Origin of the sequence: Nocardioides ochotonae (assembly GCF_011420305.2) — a bacterium.
Taxonomy (GTDB): Bacteria; Actinomycetota; Actinomycetes; order Propionibacteriales; family Nocardioidaceae; genus Nocardioides; species Nocardioides ochotonae.
The window spans coordinates 3,641,906-3,658,305 of the sequence record NZ_CP061769.1; the positions used below are offsets into that span (position 1 = coordinate 3,641,906).

At 73.8% G+C, this 16,400-nt stretch carries 19 protein-coding genes; 9 read left to right on the plus strand and 10 right to left on the minus strand.

What is annotated here, in order from left to right; genetic code table 11:
* Positions 1–12: 12 nt before the first annotated feature.
* The 9 genes from hflX to miaA form a co-directional block, all read right to left on the minus strand.
* Positions 13–1,572: a GTPase HflX gene (gene hflX, locus HBO46_RS17490; RefSeq protein ID WP_191480169.1), complete on the minus strand. Its 1,560-nt coding sequence runs from the start codon at positions 1,570–1,572 to the stop codon at positions 13–15.
* A gap of 110 nt (positions 1,573–1,682) precedes the next feature.
* Positions 1,683–2,459: an SDR family NAD(P)-dependent oxidoreductase gene (locus HBO46_RS17495; RefSeq protein ID WP_166133997.1), complete on the minus strand. Its 777-nt coding sequence runs from the start codon at positions 2,457–2,459 to the stop codon at positions 1,683–1,685.
* A 153-nt stretch (positions 2,460–2,612) separates the two neighbouring features.
* Positions 2,613–3,473 (minus strand): diaminopimelate epimerase, encoded by an 861-nt coding sequence (dapF, locus tag HBO46_RS17500; protein ID WP_166133999.1) that lies wholly within the window; start codon positions 3,471–3,473, stop codon positions 2,613–2,615.
* Positions 3,473–4,126, minus strand: coding sequence for an MSMEG_1061 family FMN-dependent PPOX-type flavoprotein (locus HBO46_RS17505; RefSeq protein ID WP_224769205.1), 654 nt, complete (start codon positions 4,124–4,126; stop codon positions 3,473–3,475). The genes dapF and HBO46_RS17505 overlap by 1 nt, the downstream gene beginning before the upstream one ends.
* 61 nt (positions 4,127–4,187) lie before the next feature.
* Positions 4,188–6,038, minus strand: coding sequence for a gamma-glutamyltransferase (ggt, locus tag HBO46_RS17510; protein ID WP_166134001.1), 1,851 nt, complete (start codon positions 6,036–6,038; stop codon positions 4,188–4,190).
* Positions 6,039–6,120: 82 nt separating this feature from the next.
* Positions 6,121–6,660: a dihydrofolate reductase family protein gene (locus tag HBO46_RS17515; RefSeq protein ID WP_166134003.1), complete on the minus strand. Its 540-nt coding sequence runs from the start codon at positions 6,658–6,660 to the stop codon at positions 6,121–6,123.
* Positions 6,657–7,583, minus strand: a complete 927-nt coding sequence (locus tag HBO46_RS17520; protein ID WP_153325001.1) for a helix-turn-helix domain-containing protein — start codon at positions 7,581–7,583, stop codon at positions 6,657–6,659. Before HBO46_RS17520 ends, HBO46_RS17515 begins: the two co-directional genes overlap by 4 nt.
* A 47-nt stretch (positions 7,584–7,630) precedes the next feature.
* A complete protein-coding gene (locus HBO46_RS17525; protein WP_166134005.1) occupies positions 7,631–8,710 on the minus strand; it encodes a serine hydrolase domain-containing protein in 1,080 nt (359 codons plus the stop codon).
* On the minus strand, positions 8,682–9,629 hold the full coding sequence (gene miaA / locus HBO46_RS17530; RefSeq protein WP_166134007.1) for a tRNA (adenosine(37)-N6)-dimethylallyltransferase MiaA: 948 nt from the start codon (positions 9,627–9,629) through the stop codon (positions 8,682–8,684). Before miaA ends, HBO46_RS17525 begins: the two co-directional genes overlap by 29 nt.
* A 73-nt stretch (positions 9,630–9,702) precedes the next feature.
* Here miaA and HBO46_RS17535 point away from each other — a divergent pair, with 73 nt between their 5' ends.
* The gene (locus HBO46_RS17535) at positions 9,703–10,206 is read left to right on the plus strand and encodes an NUDIX hydrolase (RefSeq protein ID WP_166134009.1); all 504 of its coding nucleotides are present in this window, start codon (positions 9,703–9,705) and stop codon (positions 10,204–10,206) included.
* A gap of 75 nt (positions 10,207–10,281) precedes the next feature.
* The gene (locus HBO46_RS17540; protein WP_166134011.1) at positions 10,282–10,716 is read left to right on the plus strand and encodes a universal stress protein; all 435 of its coding nucleotides are present in this window, start codon (positions 10,282–10,284) and stop codon (positions 10,714–10,716) included.
* Between the two features lie 3 nt (positions 10,717–10,719).
* Here HBO46_RS17540 and HBO46_RS17545 read toward each other — a convergent pair whose 3' ends face one another.
* On the minus strand, positions 10,720–11,037 hold the full coding sequence (locus HBO46_RS17545; RefSeq protein WP_166136071.1) for a VOC family protein: 318 nt from the start codon (positions 11,035–11,037) through the stop codon (positions 10,720–10,722).
* Between the two features lie 41 nt (positions 11,038–11,078).
* On the opposite strand from HBO46_RS17545, the gene HBO46_RS17550 reads away from it, so the two are divergent.
* The 7 genes from HBO46_RS17550 (at position 11,079) to HBO46_RS17580 (ending at position 16,385) form a co-directional block, all read left to right on the plus strand.
* Entirely contained in the window at positions 11,079–11,264 is a 186-nt protein-coding gene (locus HBO46_RS17550; RefSeq protein ID WP_166134013.1) for a hypothetical protein, read from the plus strand.
* 51 nt (positions 11,265–11,315) lie between these two features.
* Entirely contained in the window at positions 11,316–11,525 is a 210-nt protein-coding gene (locus HBO46_RS17555) for an antitoxin (protein ID WP_166134015.1), read from the plus strand.
* Entirely contained in the window at positions 11,522–11,719 is a 198-nt protein-coding gene (locus HBO46_RS17560) for a hypothetical protein (protein WP_166134017.1), read from the plus strand. The genes HBO46_RS17555 and HBO46_RS17560 overlap by 4 nt, the downstream gene beginning before the upstream one ends.
* Positions 11,716–12,201, plus strand: coding sequence for an NUDIX hydrolase (locus HBO46_RS17565; protein ID WP_166134019.1), 486 nt, complete (start codon positions 11,716–11,718; stop codon positions 12,199–12,201). The genes HBO46_RS17560 and HBO46_RS17565 overlap by 4 nt, the downstream gene beginning before the upstream one ends.
* Positions 12,198–12,449 (plus strand): hypothetical protein, encoded by a 252-nt coding sequence (locus tag HBO46_RS17570; protein WP_166134021.1) that lies wholly within the window; start codon positions 12,198–12,200, stop codon positions 12,447–12,449. The genes HBO46_RS17565 and HBO46_RS17570 overlap by 4 nt, the downstream gene beginning before the upstream one ends.
* Complete coding sequence (locus HBO46_RS17575; RefSeq protein ID WP_166134023.1) at positions 12,446–12,778, plus strand: hypothetical protein; 333 nt, start codon at positions 12,446–12,448, stop codon at positions 12,776–12,778. Before HBO46_RS17570 ends, HBO46_RS17575 begins: the two co-directional genes overlap by 4 nt.
* Positions 12,779–12,911: 133 nt before the next feature.
* Complete coding sequence (locus HBO46_RS17580) at positions 12,912–16,385, plus strand: Ig-like domain repeat protein (RefSeq protein ID WP_166134025.1); 3,474 nt, start codon at positions 12,912–12,914, stop codon at positions 16,383–16,385.
* Positions 16,386–16,400 lie beyond the last annotated feature (15 nt).

Genomic DNA, 16,400 nt, shown 5'->3' on the forward strand with positions numbered 1-16,400 from the left:
GCGCCGAGCCCGTCAGGCGGGAGCCGCGACGGCGTACTCCTCGAGCTCGCCGGCGAGGTCGGCGTTGGCGCGGCCGCTGACCAGCGTGCCCTCGGGGGTGTGCTCCAGGGACTCGATCTCGCCCTGCTGATGGATCCGGTTGACCAGGTCGCCGCGCTCGTAGGGCAGCAGCACCCGGAACTCCACGTCGGGACGCGGCAGCTCGCTCTCGATCACCGCGAGCGCCTTCGCGATGCCCTCGCCGGTCTTGGCGGAGACGACCACGCAGTGCGGCTCACGCTGCTGGAGCCGCGCGATCACCATCGGGTCGGCCTGGTCGGCCTTGTTGATGACGATCAGCTCGGGGACCCCGGCGGCGTCGATGTCGGCCAGCACCGCGCGGACCGCGGAGATCTGGCCCTCCGGGTCGGGGTGCGAGCCGTCCACGACGTGCAGGATCAGGTCGGCGTCGGCGACCTCCTCCAGCGTGGAGCGGAACGCCTCGACCAGCTGGTGGGGCAGGTGCCGCACGAAGCCGACGGTGTCGCTCATCGTGTAGACGCGCCCGTCCTCGGTCGTCGTACGACGCGTGGTGGGGTCGAGCGTGGCGAACAGCGAGTCCTCGACCAGCACCCCGGCGTTGGTGAGCCGGTTGAGCAGCGAGGACTTGCCGGCGTTGGTGTAGCCCGCGATGGCGACGCTGGGGATCTGGTGGCGACGGCGCTCGGCACGCTTGGTGTCGCGGGTCCCCTTCATCTCCTTCAGCTCGCGGCGCAGCTTGGCGATCTTGGTGTTGATCCGGCGCCGGTCGGTCTCGATCTTGGTCTCACCGGGACCACGGCCACCGATACCGGCACCGCCGGCGACCCGGCCGCCGACCTGGCGCGACAGGTTGCCGCCCCAGCCGCGCAGGCGCTGCTTCATGTAGCTCAGTTGCGCCAGCTCGACCTGCGCCTGGCCCTCCTTGGACTTCGCGTGCTGGGCGAAGATGTCGAGGATCAGCGCGGTCCGGTCGACGACCTTGACCTTGAGCCGGTCCTCGAGGTTGCGCAGCTGGCTGGGCGCGAGCTCGCCGTCGCAGATGACGGTGTCGGCGCCGGTCGCGGCGACGATCTCCTTGAGCCCGTCCACCTTGCCGCGGCCGATGTACGTCGCGGGGTCGGGCGTCTGGCGGCGCTGGTAGATCGCCTCCAGCACCTCCGAGCCGGCGGTCTCGGCAAGCAGCGCGAGCTCGGCCATGGAGTTCTCGGCGTCCTCGACCGATCCCTCGGTCCACACACCCACCAGCACCACGCGCTCGAGGCGCAGCTGGCGGTACTCGACCTCGGTGATGTCCTCGAGGTCGGTGCGCAGCGTGGCGACGCGGCGCAGGGCGTGGCGCTCGGCCAGCTCCATCGCGCCGACGGTCGGCTCCTCCTCGGGGTCCGGCTCGTCGGCCCAGTCGGAGGCGTCCTCGAACGGCTCCCCATCGGGCCCGTCGGGCTCGTCGGTCGTCGGGTCGAGGCGGTCCGTGGACGGGTCGGTGTCGTCCCAGCCGGTGGTCTCCTCGAGCGCGTGGTCGAGGCTGAAGTGAGATGCAGAAGAGTTCGTCATACGCCTTCCAGAGTAGGTCCCCGGGTGAACGCCCGCGACCGGTTAACTATGCCCGGCGTCCAGGACCCGCCCGGTACCCCGCTCCGCACGGCGCAGCCGCCCGCGTCCGCTCACTTCGGGGGCATCCGGATGCCGCCGTCGACGCGGACGACCTCGCCGTTCATGTAGGAGTTGGTGAGGCACTCCAGGACCATCGAGGCGAGCTCGTCGGGCGTGCCCAGCCGGCGCGGGAACAGCACGGACTCGCCCAGCTTGGCCTTGAACGCCTCCGACTCCGGACCCTCGCCGTAGATCGGGGTGTCGATCAGGCCGGGGGCGACCGTGTTGAGCCGGATCCCCGCGGCCGCGAGGTCGCGGGCCACCGGCAGCGTCATGCCGACCACGCCGCCCTTGGAGGCGGAGTACGACGCCTGGCCGATCTGGCCGTCGAAGGCGGCCACGCTGGCGAGGTTGACGATCGCGCCGCGGCACCCGTCGGCGTCGGGCTCGTTTCCGCTCATCGCGGTCGCGGTCTGGCGCACCGCGTCGAAGGTGCCGATCAGGTTGATCGCGATCACCTTGGTGAACGCCTCCAGGGAGTGCGCGGACTCGAGCTGGCCGTCGCGGCCGATGGTGCGCTGGGCGAAGCCGATGCCGGCGGAGTTGACCACCGCGCGGAGCGGGGCGAGCCGGACGGCCTGCTCGACCGCCGCGGTGATGTCGTCGGTGCGGGTCACGTCGACGTGCGCGAACACGCCGCCGATCTCCTCCGCCAGCGCCTGGCCCCGCTCGACCTGCAGGTCGGCGACCACGACGTGTGCGCCGCGGGCGGCCAGCTGCCGGGCTGCGGCGGCGCCGATGCCCGAGGCTCCGCCGGTGACGATCGCGCTTGCTCCGTTGATGTCCATGCGCCGGAGCATAGGCGCGCTCGTGCGATGTGCGTCACGTGGGCCGGGTCACAGGTGCCGCGCCGTGCCCCGGCGTACGTCTGAGGATCGACTCGACCGGTGACGACTCTCGACTCGACGCTCAGAAGTATCGATTCAACCGACGGGCGGGGGTCACAGGGCGGTGGTGCCGCGGGCGACGAGGACGGCGGGGCCGGTGAGGAGCACCCGGCCCTCGGTGGTCCAGGTGATCGACAGCGAGCCGCCGGGGACGTCGACGCGGTACGTCGCGTCGCTCGCCGGCGGGGAGCCGATCGTGCCGTGGTGCTCGTGGATGGCGGTGGCCACCATGACCGCGCAGGCGCCGGTGCCGCAGGAGCGGGTCTCCCCCGAGCCGCGCTCGTGGACGCGCATCTCCACGTGGTGCGGGCCGCGCGGGACGACGAACTCGACGTTGACGCCGTGCGGGTAGACCTCCGGGTCGTACGCCGGGGACTCCAGCAGCGACCCGACCGGCCCGGCGGGGTCGAGGGACTCCACCCGGGCCACCGCGTGCGGGTTGCCCATGTCGACGTGCAGCGCCGGCCAGGTGTGGGCGCCGACCGAGACCATCGTGCCGCCCAGGACACGGGCCACGCCCATGTCCACGGTGACCGCGTCGCCGTCGACGGTGACGGTCTTGATTCCGTCGCGGGTGCCGACCGGGATCGGGGCACCGGCGTCGACGAGCCCCGCCTCGACCAGGTGGCGGGCGAAGACACGCACCCCGTTGCCGCACATCTCCGAGACCGACCCGTCGGCGTTGCGGTAGTCCATGAACCAGGTCGCCTCGGCCGGGTCGACGTGCTCGCGCGCGGCGGCGTACGCCTCGGTGCGCACGACGCGCAGCACGCCGTCGCCGCCGATGCCGGCCCGCCGGTCGCACAGCGCGCGGACCCGGGCGGCGTCCAGCTCGCCGTGCACGGCGGTGTCGTGGTCGGGCAGGATCACGAAGTCGTTCTCGGTGCCGTGGCCCTTGAGGAACTCGTAGTGCATCAGGCGTAGAGCCCCTTCGCGTAGTTCTGCGGTCGGTAGTACTCGTCGAGCTCGGCCAGGCTCATCCCGGTCGTCTCGGTCTCGGCGGCCAGCACCGCGCGCCGCGGCACCACCGCCTCGGGGTCCCAGGTCTCGGGGTCCCACAGCCCCGCGCGCAGGAACGCCTTGGCGCAGTGGGAGAACAGCTCCTCGATCTCGACCACCACCGCCAGCACCGGTCGGTGGCCGCGCACCACCAGCTCCTCGAAGAAGGGGGCGTCGGTGACCAGGCGGGCGCGGCCGTTGATGCGCAGCGTGTCGCCGCGGCCGGGGATGAAGAACTCCAGCCCGACGTGCGGGTTCTCCACGATGTTGCGGTAGCCGTCGGCGCGCCGGTTGCCCGGTCGCTCGGCCAGCGCGATGGTGCGCTCGTCGATGACGTGGACCAGCGAGCCGGCGGGATCGCCCTTGGGCGAGGCGTCGCACTCCCCAGCCGCCGAGGCGGTCGCCATCACGCAGAACGGCGAGGCGGCGAGCCAGGCGCGGTCCACCTCGAGCAGCGCGTGGCGGGCCTTGTCGCGGGCCCGCGGCTGCGGCTCCCCGATCACCTCGACGAGCTCCTCGACGCTGGCGATCGTCGCCCAGTCGGGCGGCGGCTGGGTGGACGGGCTCACCTGCCCAATCTACCCAGTCCGCCGCCCGCCGGGATCGGCGCGCTCAGCGGCCCGCCGCGGTTCAGCGCACCGGCTTCACCACGGCCGCGCTGCCGCCGCCGCGGCGCTCCGGCTCGGCGACCGCGGTGAGCCGGCCGCGCGGGCCGAAGCCGATGGCGGTGGCCGCCCCGATCTCCGCGGCGCTGGTGAACGCATCGCCCGAGGGCGTCAGGGTGTGCCCGAGCGCCGTGAGCCCGGGCCCGAAGGCGTCGATGAACGCGGGCTCCGCGGTCACCGCGGCGGTGTTGCGCTGCGCGGCGCGCGGCGCCGCGATCGCCTCGGGCAGGCTCAGGCCGCGGTCCACGACGCCCACGATCATCTGCAGCACCGTGGTGATGATCGTGGAGCCACCGGGCGAGCCGAGCGCGAGCACCGGCTTGCCGTCACGGGTGATGATCGTCGGCGACATCGAGCTGCGCGGCCGCTTGCCGGGCTGGATCCGGTTCGGGTCCTGCGGGTCGTAGACGGTGCTGAAGTCGGTGAGCTCGTTGTTGAGCAGGAACCCACGCCCCGGCACGACGATGCCCGAGCCGCCGGTCTGCTCGATGGTGAGGGTGTACTCCACGACGTTGCCCCACCGGTCGGCCACGGTGAGGTTGGTGGTGGAGATGTTCTCGGTGTCCTCCGCGACCTCCCCGGCGGACGCGGGAGCGTCGCAGCGCCCGTCGTACGACGTGACGTCCCCGGCGGCCACCGGCTTGGTCGCCGCGCGCGTCGGGTCGAGCTCGCAGGCGCGCTCCGCGGCGAAGCGGTCGCTCAGCAGGTCGGAGACGGGGACGTCGACGAAGGCCGGGTCGCCGACGTACTTGCCGCGGTCGGCGAAGGCCAGCGCGCTGGCCTCGAGGTAGTGGTGCATGGCCTCGGTGTCGTCGAGGTCCTCGAGGTCGAAGCGCTCCAGGATGTTGAGCGCCTCACCGATCGTGGTGCCGCCGCTGGAGGACGGCGCCATACCGTGCACGACCACGTCGCGGTAGCGGCTGCGGGTGGCCGCCTGCTTGGCGGTGCGGTACTCGCGCAGGTCGGCCAGCCGCATCCGGCCGGGCGGCACCGGCAGATCGGTGGTGCGGGTCTTCGGGGGCGTGCGCACGGTGCGGACCACGTCGCGGGCCAGCGGGCCGCGGTAGAACGCCTCGGCGCCGCGGCGCGCGAGCAGGTCGTAGGTCTCGGCGAGGTCGCGGTTGCGCAGCACGCTGCCGACCCGTGGGGCCTTGCCACCGCGCAGGAACAGCTTGCGGGTCGAGGTGAAGGCGCCGAAGCGCTCGGCATTGTCGTCGGTCTGGTCGTGGAAGGTCTGGTCGACCACGAAGCCCTGGCGCGCGATCCGGGTGGCCGGCCGCAGCGCGTCGGCGAGCTCCCAGGTGCCCCAGCGACCCAGCGCGTCCTCCCAGGTGGCGGGGGTGCCCGGCACCCCGACGGACACGCCGCTGGTGACCAGCTCGGGGGTGAACCGGTACGGCTCCCCGGTGGCGGGGTCGATGAAGGAGTCCGAGCGCATCCGCGACGGCGCGGTCTCGCGGCCGTCGATGGTGCGCACCCGTCCGGTCTTCGCGTCGTAGTGCACGAAGTAGCCGCCGCCGCCGATCCCGGCGCTGTACGGCTCGGTCACCCCGAGGGTGGCCGCGGCTGCGACCGCCGCGTCGACGGCGTTGCCGCCGCGGCGCAGCACCCGCAGGCCCACCTGCGTGGCGTAGGGGTCCACCGTCGAGACCGCGCCGCCGGCACCGACGGCCGTGGCGACCTTGCGCGGCTCCGGCACGGCACCGTTCGGACCGTTCCCGCTGCCCGGTGGCGCGGCGGTGGCTCCGGGGGCGGTGGCGGGGACCGCCACCGCGGCGAGGCTGAGAGCGAGCAGGGCAGAGGCAGTGCGGCGCATGGTGGTCCTCCCGTGACGTGCGGTCCATGCCCCGTGTACCCCGTTTCCGTGATCCTGCTCGCACCGGCCACGCGGCGTCTCCTCAGCGGGGCCCGACGACCTCGTAGCGCGCGCAGAGGAACGCCCGGTTGCGGGCGTGCTCGACCAGGCGCAGGTCGAGCGGGCGCGGCAGCAGCGGGCGCCCGGCGCCCAGGGTGACCGGGGCGATCGAGACCACCACCTCGTCGAGCAGCCCGTGGTCGGCGAACTGCCCGGCCAGGTCGCCGCCGCCGACGATCCACACGTCCTTGCCCTCGGCGGCCTCGACCATCGCGGCGTGCACCTGCGCCACCGGCTCGGCGGTGAAGGTGATCCGCTCGCCGACCGCGGGCAGGTCGCGGTGGGTGAAGACCCATGAGGGCACGTCGTAGGGCCACTTCTCCCCGGTGCTCGCGAAGTGCCGGCGCCCCCATTCGTACGTCGTGGCGCCGATCGCGAGCGCGCCGATCCCGGCGTAGAAGTCGTCGTAGTTCATCGCGCCGCGCTCGTCGATGTCCTGGCTGAGCAGCCAGTCGAGCGAGTCGTGCTCGTCGGCGAGGAAGCCGTCGAGCGTGGTCGCGGTGTAGTAGGTGGTGCGGGTCATGGGAGTCCTCCGGTGCGTCGGCTCAGCCAGCTGATCGGGTCGCCCTCGGGCCATCCGGGGGCGGCGGCGCCGAGCAGCCAGCGGGCCAGCTGGCGCCGGTGGGCGGCGTAGGTCAGGACGTGCGCGACCACGCTGCCGAGCACGAAGCTCTCCGGTGGCTCGCACAGCGCGTCGATGAGCCGGTCGCCCCAGGCACCGCGGCGCTCGATGTCGCGCAGCGCCGCCAGCCAGCGGGGAGCGACCGCATCGTGGCGCGCGAGCAGGGCGGCGGGGTCGTCCGCTCCGGCGGGCGGCTCGTCGGCGCCGGTGATCGAGGCCAGCCATATCTCCTTGGTCCGCACCAGGTGGTGCAGCACCGCGGCCGGGGTGGCCTCCTCCCCGTCGAAGGGCAGCGGGGCGTGACCGGGCAGCCGGACCGCGCGCCACTCGGCGTCGCTGAGCCCCTTGGCGGCCTCCAGCAGGTCACGGGTGTCGTCGAGGTCGTGGTGGACCATCAGCATCGTCGCCTCGCCAGCCGCCTGCGACGCGGGCCCCTCGACCCACAGCGAGGTCGGCGGGTGGAAGTGGATGCCGTTGGGGGCGGGCAGCCAGTGGGTGCCGGGCTCGGCGGGCACGGCGCTCGGCGGCTGGCCGAAGGCCCGGGCGAAGGCGCGGCTGAACCCCTCGACGGACTCGTACCCCGCGGCCCAGGCGGTGTCGGTCACCGAGGCGCCCTGGCGCAGCTGCCAGGCCGCGCGCTCCAGCATCACCCGGCGCCGCATCGCCACCGGCGGCTCGCCGGCGCCGCGGGAGAGCTGGCGGTTGAAGTGGTACGGCGAAGTGAACGCCTCGCTGGCCATCTGCGTCAGCGTCGCGTTGTCCTCCTCGAGGACCGCGTCCAGCAGCTCGCGGAGCCGGTCGCGCCCCGGGGTGGTGTCAGCCATGGAGCCAGTCTGGCGCCGAGCACCCCGCCGCGCCCGACCGAAGTTGCTCAGCCGCCGGTCGCAGCGGCGAGCACCCGGAACCCCGTGCCGCTGATCCCGCGGGCCCGGGCGGAGAGGACGACGGCGGCCGCCCCGGTGGCCGGCGCCAGGCCGGCGAACGAGCGGAAGCCGCCGGTGCCACCGTCGTGGAAGAGCACTGTCTCGCTCAGGCCGAGGCGCTTCGGCGCCCGGCCGGCTGGCATCCGCAGCCAGCCGAGGCCGGCCTCGAGACGCCCGACCTCGTGGCGGGCGCGCGTGGTCGCCGCGGCCGCGGCGGCGAGCGGCCCGGCCGCGCCCTCGGCGAACACCGCGAGGAACCTCAGCAGGTCGGCCGCGGTCGAGCGCAGACCGCCCGCACCGGCCAGCCCGGCCAGGTGCCACGGGTGCGCCTCGCGTCCCCACCAACCGTGCCCGGTCGCCACCCGCCGCCGCGCCTCGGCGGGCGGGTCGATCCAGGTGTCGTGCAGACCGAGCGGGCCGGTCAGCCGCTGCGCCACCAGGGCGTCGTACGTCGTGGAGAGCCGGCGCGCGAGCGCCCAGCCGAGGAGGCCCGCACCGAAGTTGGAGTAGGAGAACCGCTCCCCGGGCGGGCCGGTCGGCGTGGTGAGACGTAAGGCCTCGGTCATCGCGGCCTCGTCGAGGTGGGCGTAGGGGTCGCGCCGGTCCAGCGCCCCGCCGCGACCGGTCAGCGCGGGGCCGGTCATCCCCGCGGGGAGCCGGGGCAGGCCCGAGTGGTGGGTGGCCAGGTCCTCGAGCGTGATCGGCCGGCCCACGACCGGCGGCGCGACCGGGAGGTACGCCGCCACGGGGTCCTCCAGCACGACCACCCCCTCCCGCGCGAGGTCGGCCAGCAGCAGGGCAGTGAACGTCTTGGTCACCGAGCCGATCTCGAAGATCGATCCGGCGCCGTCCGGCAGGGGCCCGCGCTGCCAGACCCGGCTGACGCCCCCGGCGGTGACGCCGACGACGGCGCCGTCGCGGAGGCCGTGGGTCGTGGCCAGGACCTCCTCCACCCGGTCGAACGCCTCGGTGGCCGCTGGGGCGCCGGCTCCGCCGGCCTCAGGATCGGTCGTCGGGACGGATGTCACGGATGGCCTCCAGGGCGCGCTCGACGCGGTCGGGGTCGTCGTACCGCACCCACCGTATGCGGGGGTCCTTGCGGAACCAGCCGTCCTGGCGCCGCGCGAAGCGGCGGGTGGCGATCACCGTGCGCTCGCGGGCCTCGTCCTCGGAGAGCTCGCCGGCGAGGTGGGCCGCGACCTCGCGGTAGCCGATCGCGCGCGAGGCGGTGCGGCCCTCGGCCAGGCCCTCGGCGAGCAGCCGCTCGACCTCCGCGACGAAGCCGTCGGCGAACATCTGCTCCACCCGCTGCTCGATGCGCGCGTCGAGCGCGGGCCGGTCGATGTCGACGCCGATCTGCACGGTGTGCGGGTCGACGTACTCCAGGCGCGGCAGGGACGCCGAGAACGGCCGCCCGGTGATCTCGACGACCTCCAGGGCGCGGACGATCCGGCGACCGTTCTCCACCAGGATCGATGCGGCCGCCTCGGGGTCGACGCGGCGCAGCCGTTCGTGCAGCGCGGCGGGCCCGATCTCGGCGAGCTCGGCCTCGAGCCGCTCGCGGACCGCGGGGTCGGTGCCGGGGAACTCGAAGCGGTCGAGCACCGCGCGGGTGTAGAGCGCGGAGCCGCCGACCAGCACCGGCGGGCGTCCGGCGGCCCGCAGCCGGGCGATCACCTCGCGCGCCCAGCCCTGGAACTCCGCCACGCTCGCCGCGTCGCGCACCTCCAGGGTGTCGAGGAGGTGGTGGGTGATCCCGCGACGCTGGTCCGGGGGCAGCTTCGCGGTGCCGATGTCCATGCCGCGGTAGAGCTGCATGGCGTCGGTGTTGACGACGTCGCCGCCGAGGCGCTCGGCCAGGTCGAGGGAGAGCGCGGTCTTGCCGGACGCCGTCGCCCCGACGACGGCGACGACCGGGACCCGCGACGCGGAGGGCTGCTCGGACACGGGAGAAGTGTCGCAAGAGCGTTAGCGTGGCGAGCCGTCCCCTCGCCCCACCGCGCCGCCCCAGGAGAACCGCATGGGATCCCCCGACCCCCAGCCCGACCCCCATCAGGGCCGCTTCGTCGTCGTCCCCGCGTCCTACGTCTACCTGCTGCGCGACGGCTCCCAGGGCACCGAGGTGCTCCTCCAGCTGCGCCAGAACACCCCCTACATGGACGGCTTCTGGGCCGCGGCGGCCGCCGGCCACGTGGAGCCCGGCGAGACGGCGTACGACGCGGCGCGGCGCGAGGCGATCGAGGAGATCGGCGTCGAGGACCTCGAGCTGGCCTTCCTGACCACGATGCAGCGCACCCTGCACGCCGACCCGATCGACGAGCGGGTCGACTTCTTCTTCACCGCCCTGACCTGGCGCGGGGAGCCGCGGGTGGTCGAGCCCCACAAGTGCGCCGAGCTGCGCTGGTTCCCGCTCGCGGCGCTTCCCGAGCCGGTGGTGCCCCACGAGCGGATCGTGCTCGACCTGCTCGCCGGCGGCGACGTGCCGGCCTACACCAGCGTCGGTTTCGCGACCGACGTTCGCTGACTGCGACGAGCCGCCCCGCTCGTCGCTCCGTCCCCCTAGGATCCGAGCAGATTCGCCCACCCCACAGGAGTGCAGATGACGACCAGGATCGTGACCGGCGTGGACGCCAGCGAGACCGCCGCGGAGGCGGCCCGCACCGCTGCGAGGCTGGCGCTGTCGCTGGGCGCCGAGCTGCACGTGCTCTCCGCCTACGGCAAGCTCGAGGTGGAGCGGCTCAAGGCCGGCAGCGACGAGTTCGTCTACAGCTCCGAGGGCGACGCCCTCTCCGTGGCCAACGAGGTCACCGACGCCCTGCGCATGGAGTTCCCCGACCTCAAGCTGCACACCGCCGCCGCGGTCGGCCAGCCCGCCGAGGCGATCGTCCGGGCCGCCGACGAGCTGGACGCCGACCTGATCGTCGTCGGCAACAAGCGCATGCAGGGCCTCTCCCGGGTGCTGGGCAGCATCGCCAACGAGATCGCCCACAAGGCCCACTGCGACGTCTACATCGCCCACACGCACCGGCGCTGAGCCTCACCCCGCGGCGAACGGCGGCGCCCATCCCGGGCGCCGGATGAGACAGAACGGGTGACCTGCCGGGTCGGCGTACACGTCGCCCTGCAGGTGGCGCGCCCCGACCTCGGGGACGCGTACGCCGACCGCCGCGACGTCCTCGACCATCACGTCGAGGTGCATCTGCTGCGGCACCGACGGGTCCGGCCAGGTCGCCCGCGGGTGGCCCGGGGCCCGTTGGAACGCCAGCCCCGAGGTCTCCCGGTCCGCCGACACCGCGACGAAGTCGCCGTCGTCATTGGGTGACGGGCTCGCCCAGCAGCGCCGACCCGACCGCAGTTCCCGGGTGAGCCGCCCGGGGTCCGGGGTACGGGCATCCCATGACCGAGTCCCGACCCGAACACCCCGCCGACGCCCGCGACACCGATACGCCCGACCTCCCCGACGACCTGGCCGAGGACCCCGACGTGCCCACGCCGCAGGGCGACCGCACGCAGCAGGACGCCGTCGACGCCGCGGTGCAGGCGGAGAACGCCGGCACCTCGCTCGACCAGCCGTCGCAGTAGCCCGGGCTGGTTACGGTGGAGGATCCATCCCGACAGCGGCAGGAGAGACCCATGGGATTCCTGGACGATGCCAAGGCCAAGCTGGGCGATGCGGTGCACAAGCACGGGGACAAGATCTCCGGCGGCATCGACAAGGCCGCCCAAACGATCGACCGGCGCACCGGCGGCAAGCACGCCGACAAGCTCGACTCCGGAGCGGCGAAGGCCAAGGACGCGCTCCGCCGGCTGGACCGCCCCGACGGTGAGGGTGGGGCGCGATGAGCGACCTGTCCCCCGAGGTGCCCGAGGAGGTCGTGGCCGAGGAGGCCGCCACGGCGGAGGGTCCCGACGCCGAGGAGTACCTCCCCGATGAGGACGCGCGGATCTCCCCCGACACCGGCACGGTCTACGAGCCCGACGGCGAGCCCGCGGAGACCCCGCAGGACCTCGTCGCCGAGGAGACGGACGAGGAGTGAGCGCACCGCCGGGCGAGCGCCACCTGCTCGTGCCGGCGGCGTACGTCCTCCTCCTGCGCGAGGGCGCCGACGGACCGGAGGTGCTGCTCCAGCTGCGCCGCGGCACCGGCTTCATGGACGAGCACTGGGCGGCGGGCGCCGCCGGCCACGTGGAGCACGGCGAGACGGCGTACGACGCCGCCCGGCGCGAGGCGGCCGAGGAGATCGGCGTCGACGGCCTGGACCTGGCGTTCCTCACCACGGTGCAGCGCACCGGCGGCGGGGAGCCGATCGGCGAGCGGGTCGACTTCTTCTTCACCGCGCGCTCCTGGCGCGGCACGCCCCGGGTGCGGGAGCCACAGCGCTGTGCCGCGCTGCGCTGGTTCCCCCTGGCGGCACTGCCCGACCCGGTGGTCCCCCACGAGCGGGTGGTGTTGGAGGCGATCGCGTCGGGTACCGCCCCTCCTTACCTGACCCTCGGCTTCGAAGGGAGCACTGCATGAGCAACGACGAGGTCGACCTCGGCCCCAAGCCCGACCCGGTGATCGAGCCCGGCGAGCCCAACCCCGGGGGCGCGGACGCGCTGCCGGAGGAGCACAGCACCGTGCCCGCCGACCTGTCGCTGGAGGACAACCCGGCCGTCGACACCGCCACCGCCCCGGACCCGCTCCAGGAGGGCGAGGACACCAGCACCGAGGCGACACGCGACGACAAGGACCCCACCCCGGCCGAGGAGGAGTCCCCGGCATGAGCGAGCCCGGCCCCGCCCCCGACTCGGACCCCGACCTGGCCAGCCCCGACCCGACGCACGACCGCGACGGGGACATGGGCGTGAGCAGCGAGCGCGTCGGCCCCACCGGACCCGGCCAGACCGCGCGCACCGGCGAGCGGGACGTCACCACGGGCGCGGGGCCCGGCGGCGTACCGGCGGTCGGGCCCGAGGACGAGCCGGACCCCGAGGAGGTCGCGCCCCCGGAGCAGTCGGCCGGCGGCCGCGAGGAGAACCCGGCCGGACTGCACCCCAAGGCCGGCTACCCCAGCGCCGACCCGCGTTCGGCGGACGAGCCGTACCAGCCCTGATCCGGGCCGCGCACCCCTCACACGCGACACTCCGTAAGACGAAGTACTAAAAACTCGCAGCCTCCGTTTAAAGTGGCCTCCTCAAACCACTCTGCGTGCTCTCGGGAGTGCGCCCGTTCACGGAGGACTGCACGTGCACTCCCTGCCCCATTCCCGGCGCCGGCGCGCCCTCAGGCTGGGCGCGACCTTCGCGCTCGGTAGCGCCCTGGTGCTCAGCACCCTCGGCGCCATGCCCAGCGCCCAGGCCGTCCCCTCACCGAGCACCCCTGCCGCCCAGGACGGCACGGGCGCCGGCGAGGGGCCGGACCTGTCCGACCTGCTCGCCGAGCCGACCCCCGCCCCGGAGGCGCTCGAGCTGCTCGACCGCCCCTCGCTGCGCGACGTCGCCGAGCACAACGACCTCTCCGTCGCCGAGCTGCGTCACAACCTCGCCACGCACGACACCTTGCAGGTGACGCCGCAGGGCGACCTGCTGTTCGTCGACCCCGCCGCCCCGGCACACCTGCGCGACGCGTCCACGAACCCGGACGACCACGACCACGACATCGACGGCGACCAGGACCAGGGCCCCGAGGTCGCCGCCATCCCGCGCAACATCGACGTCAAGGACGCGTTCAACCTCAACTCGCTGCCCGGGGCGGGCGCGACGATCTACCTCGACTTCGACGGCGTCGAGATCTCCTCCTCCTACGGCTCGAGGTGGCAGGAGAGCTACGGGGTCTCCGGCAGCGTCCCCGGCTGGGACCCGAAGAACAACGGCGCGGCGTTCAACGACGACGAGAAGCGCGCCGTGATCGAGGTCTGGCAGCGCGTCGCCGAGGACTTCCACCCCTTCAACGTCAACGTCACCACGGTCGCCCCCGCCAACCTGCTCACCTTCCCCGGCTACCACGCGGTGATCACCGGCAACCAGGCCGCGCACAAGGCGCTGTGCGACGAGGGCTGCGGCGGCATCGCCTACGTCGGGGTCGACCCGTCCCGGAACCAGTTCAAGCCGGCCTGGACCCTCACCCGTGGGTCGGGGAACTCCGCGGCCAACGTGGCCGAGGTGACCAGCCACGAGATCGGCCACAACCTCGGCCTGTACCACCACGGCAAGGGCAGCACGGAGTACTACGCCGGCCACAGCGGCTGGGCACCCATCATGGGCGACAGCTACGGCAAGGAACACACCCGGTGGGCGAACGGCGCCTGGCCGGATGCCACCCAGCCCAAGCAGGACGACCTGGCGATCATCCGCGGGCGGCTCGGCTCGCGCGCGGACGGCGGGCCGGAGAACTGGCAGGACGCGCGGTGGACGCGTACCGCCGCGATCCGCGGCGAGGACGGTCACCACGAGACCCGGGACATCGACATCTTCCAGCTGGGGACCTGTCAGGGCGACGTGAAGGTCCGCGTCAACATCGCCCCCAAGGGCTCGAACACCGACACCCGGATCGGGGTGACCAACGCCGTCGGAGACGACGTCTACGAGCACGCCCCGACGAGCCGCGAGGACGTCGACACCACGGTCAAGGGCCTGCCGAGAGACACGTACTACCTGAAGGTCATGACCGACGCCAGGGGCGAGTACCAGAACGACTACGGCGTGCTGGGCTACTACGACTGGAGCGTCACCGGGTGTGACGGCGTACCGGTCACGACCCCGCCGCTGCAGCCGACCGCGGTCACGCACAGCTTCGACCCCGCGACCCGGAACCTGACGGTCACCTGGCAGCCCCCCGCCGAGAACGGCGGGCACCCTGTCACCGGCTACACCGTCGGCGAACAGCTCGGCAAGATGCCGACGATCCGGCTCGACGCCTCGGCGCGGCGACACACCTTCACCGACGTCCCGGCCGGGGACCTGAAGGTCTACGTCAACGCCAACAACGCCCTCGGCGACGGCCAGGTGGCCGGGACGACCTTCAGGTCCCCGGCGCCGGCCACGACCACCACGGCGCTCACGGCCACCTACGGCGACGCCGCCAGGACGGTGAGCCTGCGCACCCGGGTCACCTCCAGCACCACGACGGCCCAGGGCACCGTGCGGGTCACGGCCGGTGGTCGCGAGCTCGCGACGCCCGTCGCGCTGATGGGGGGCGAGGCGACCGTGACGGTGCCCTACGAGGACGTCCTCGGCACCGAGCTGACGGCGGAGTACGTCCCCGCGGACAAGCGCTGGAACCCGTCACGCACCGCCACCGCGACGACGCCGCAGACCGCCCCGTCGACGGTGCGCGACCTCGCCCTCGGCCTGGACCAGGACACCCGCGAGGTCACCGCGACCTGGCGCGCGCCCGAGCACAACGGCGGCTCGGCCGTCACGGCGTACCGCGTGACCGCGGGCGGTGCCACCCACACCGTCGCGGCGCCGGCCACCTCGCACACCCTCCCCGCCGGGACCGGCACGTTCGGCGTCGAGGTCCAGGCCGTGAACGCGCGGGGCGCCTCCACGCCCGCCCGCGCCGAGCTCAAGGTCCCCGCTCCGACGGCGAGCCGCACGACGATGACCGCCGCCACCCGCGGGCGCACGGTGACCCTGGAGGTCACCACCCGGTCCAGCACGGACGACGCCCTGGTCGACGGCCAGGTGACCGTGCGGCGCGGGAACACGCCGCTCGGCACCGCGACGACGACCCGCGGCGTCGCGCAGCTCACGCTCACCGACCAGCCGCTCGGCCGGCAGACCTACGTCGCGGTCGTCGTGCCCACGAGCAAGCGGTGGAGCCAGTCGTCGGCCGAGGCCTCGGCCGACGTCATGGTCGAGCCCGGCGCCCCGCGTGCGCTGACGGCGGACTTCGAGCCGCGGGACCGGTCGGCCCGCGTCGTCTGGGAGGCGCCCGTCTCCGACGGCGGCACCCCGGTCACCGGCTACCGTCTCACGCTCGGCGACCTCACCGAGGAGGTCTCGGGCGACATCACCGAGGCCGTCCTCGACGTCGAGGGTCTCGCCCCCGGCGAGCACGAGGTCTCGGTCGTGGCGCTGAACGCGAAGGGCGCCTCGAGCGCGGCGACGGCCACCCTGGTCCTCAGCCCCGTCTCCGACACCGGCGTCGCCCTGACCTCGACGACACTCGGCCGCGCGGTCACGCTGAGCGCCACGGTCACCGGTGACCCTGCCCCGGAGGGCAGCGTCGAGTTCCGTGACGGCGCCACCGTCCTGGGCACGGTCGCCGTGACGGACGGCGTCGCGACGCTGCAGGTCGACCGGGCGCCCCTGGGCAGGCGGAGCTACACCGCCGCGTTCGTCCCGGCCGACCGCCGGTGGGACCCCGCCACCAGCGAAGCGGTCAGCGCCACCAGCGCCAAGCTGGCGGCGAGCCTCAAGGTCGCCGTCACCGCGAAGACGGTCCGGCTCGGCAAGCGACCGACGGTCACCGCGACCCTCACCGTCCGCGGCCTGACCGGCGCGGCCACGAACGGCCCGGTGACGGTCAAGCTCGGCAAGAAGACCGTCCAGGCCCGCCTGGTCGACGGCCGCGCCGTCGTACGGCTGCCGAAGCTGAAGAAAGCGTTCTTCACCGCCAAGCAGCTGCGGACGAAGGCGCCGTTCAAGGTCACCTACCTCGGCAACGAGGACGTCGCCACCGCCACCCTCACCCGCAAGGTGAAGGTCAAGCAGTGAGCTGACTCGTCCGGC

Bases quoted from the DNA above. Each gene is read 5' to 3' on its own strand.
- hflX (WP_191480169.1), bottom strand. From the start codon at position 1,572: ATGACGAACTCTTCTGCATCTCACTTCAGCCTCGACCACGCGCTCGAG.
- HBO46_RS17535 (WP_166134009.1), top strand. From the start codon at position 9,703: ATGGGATCCCCCGACCCCCAGCCCGACCCCCATCAGGGCCGCTTCGTC.
- HBO46_RS17550 (WP_166134013.1), top strand. From the start codon at position 11,079: ATGACCGAGTCCCGACCCGAACACCCCGCCGACGCCCGCGACACCGAT.
- HBO46_RS17570 (WP_166134021.1), top strand. From the start codon at position 12,198: ATGAGCAACGACGAGGTCGACCTCGGCCCCAAGCCCGACCCGGTGATC.
- ggt (WP_166134001.1), bottom strand. From the start codon at position 6,038: ATGCGCCGCACTGCCTCTGCCCTGCTCGCTCTCAGCCTCGCCGCGGTG.
- HBO46_RS17540 (WP_166134011.1), top strand. From the start codon at position 10,282: ATGACGACCAGGATCGTGACCGGCGTGGACGCCAGCGAGACCGCCGCG.
- HBO46_RS17560 (WP_166134017.1), top strand. From the start codon at position 11,522: ATGAGCGACCTGTCCCCCGAGGTGCCCGAGGAGGTCGTGGCCGAGGAG.
- HBO46_RS17575 (WP_166134023.1), top strand. From the start codon at position 12,446: ATGAGCGAGCCCGGCCCCGCCCCCGACTCGGACCCCGACCTGGCCAGC.
- HBO46_RS17555 (WP_166134015.1), top strand. From the start codon at position 11,316: ATGGGATTCCTGGACGATGCCAAGGCCAAGCTGGGCGATGCGGTGCAC.
- HBO46_RS17495 (WP_166133997.1), bottom strand. From the start codon at position 2,459: ATGGACATCAACGGAGCAAGCGCGATCGTCACCGGCGGAGCCTCGGGC.
- HBO46_RS17515 (WP_166134003.1), bottom strand. From the start codon at position 6,660: ATGACCCGCACCACCTACTACACCGCGACCACGCTCGACGGCTTCCTC.
- dapF (WP_166133999.1), bottom strand. From the start codon at position 3,473: ATGCACTACGAGTTCCTCAAGGGCCACGGCACCGAGAACGACTTCGTG.
- HBO46_RS17520 (WP_153325001.1), bottom strand. From the start codon at position 7,583: ATGGCTGACACCACCCCGGGGCGCGACCGGCTCCGCGAGCTGCTGGAC.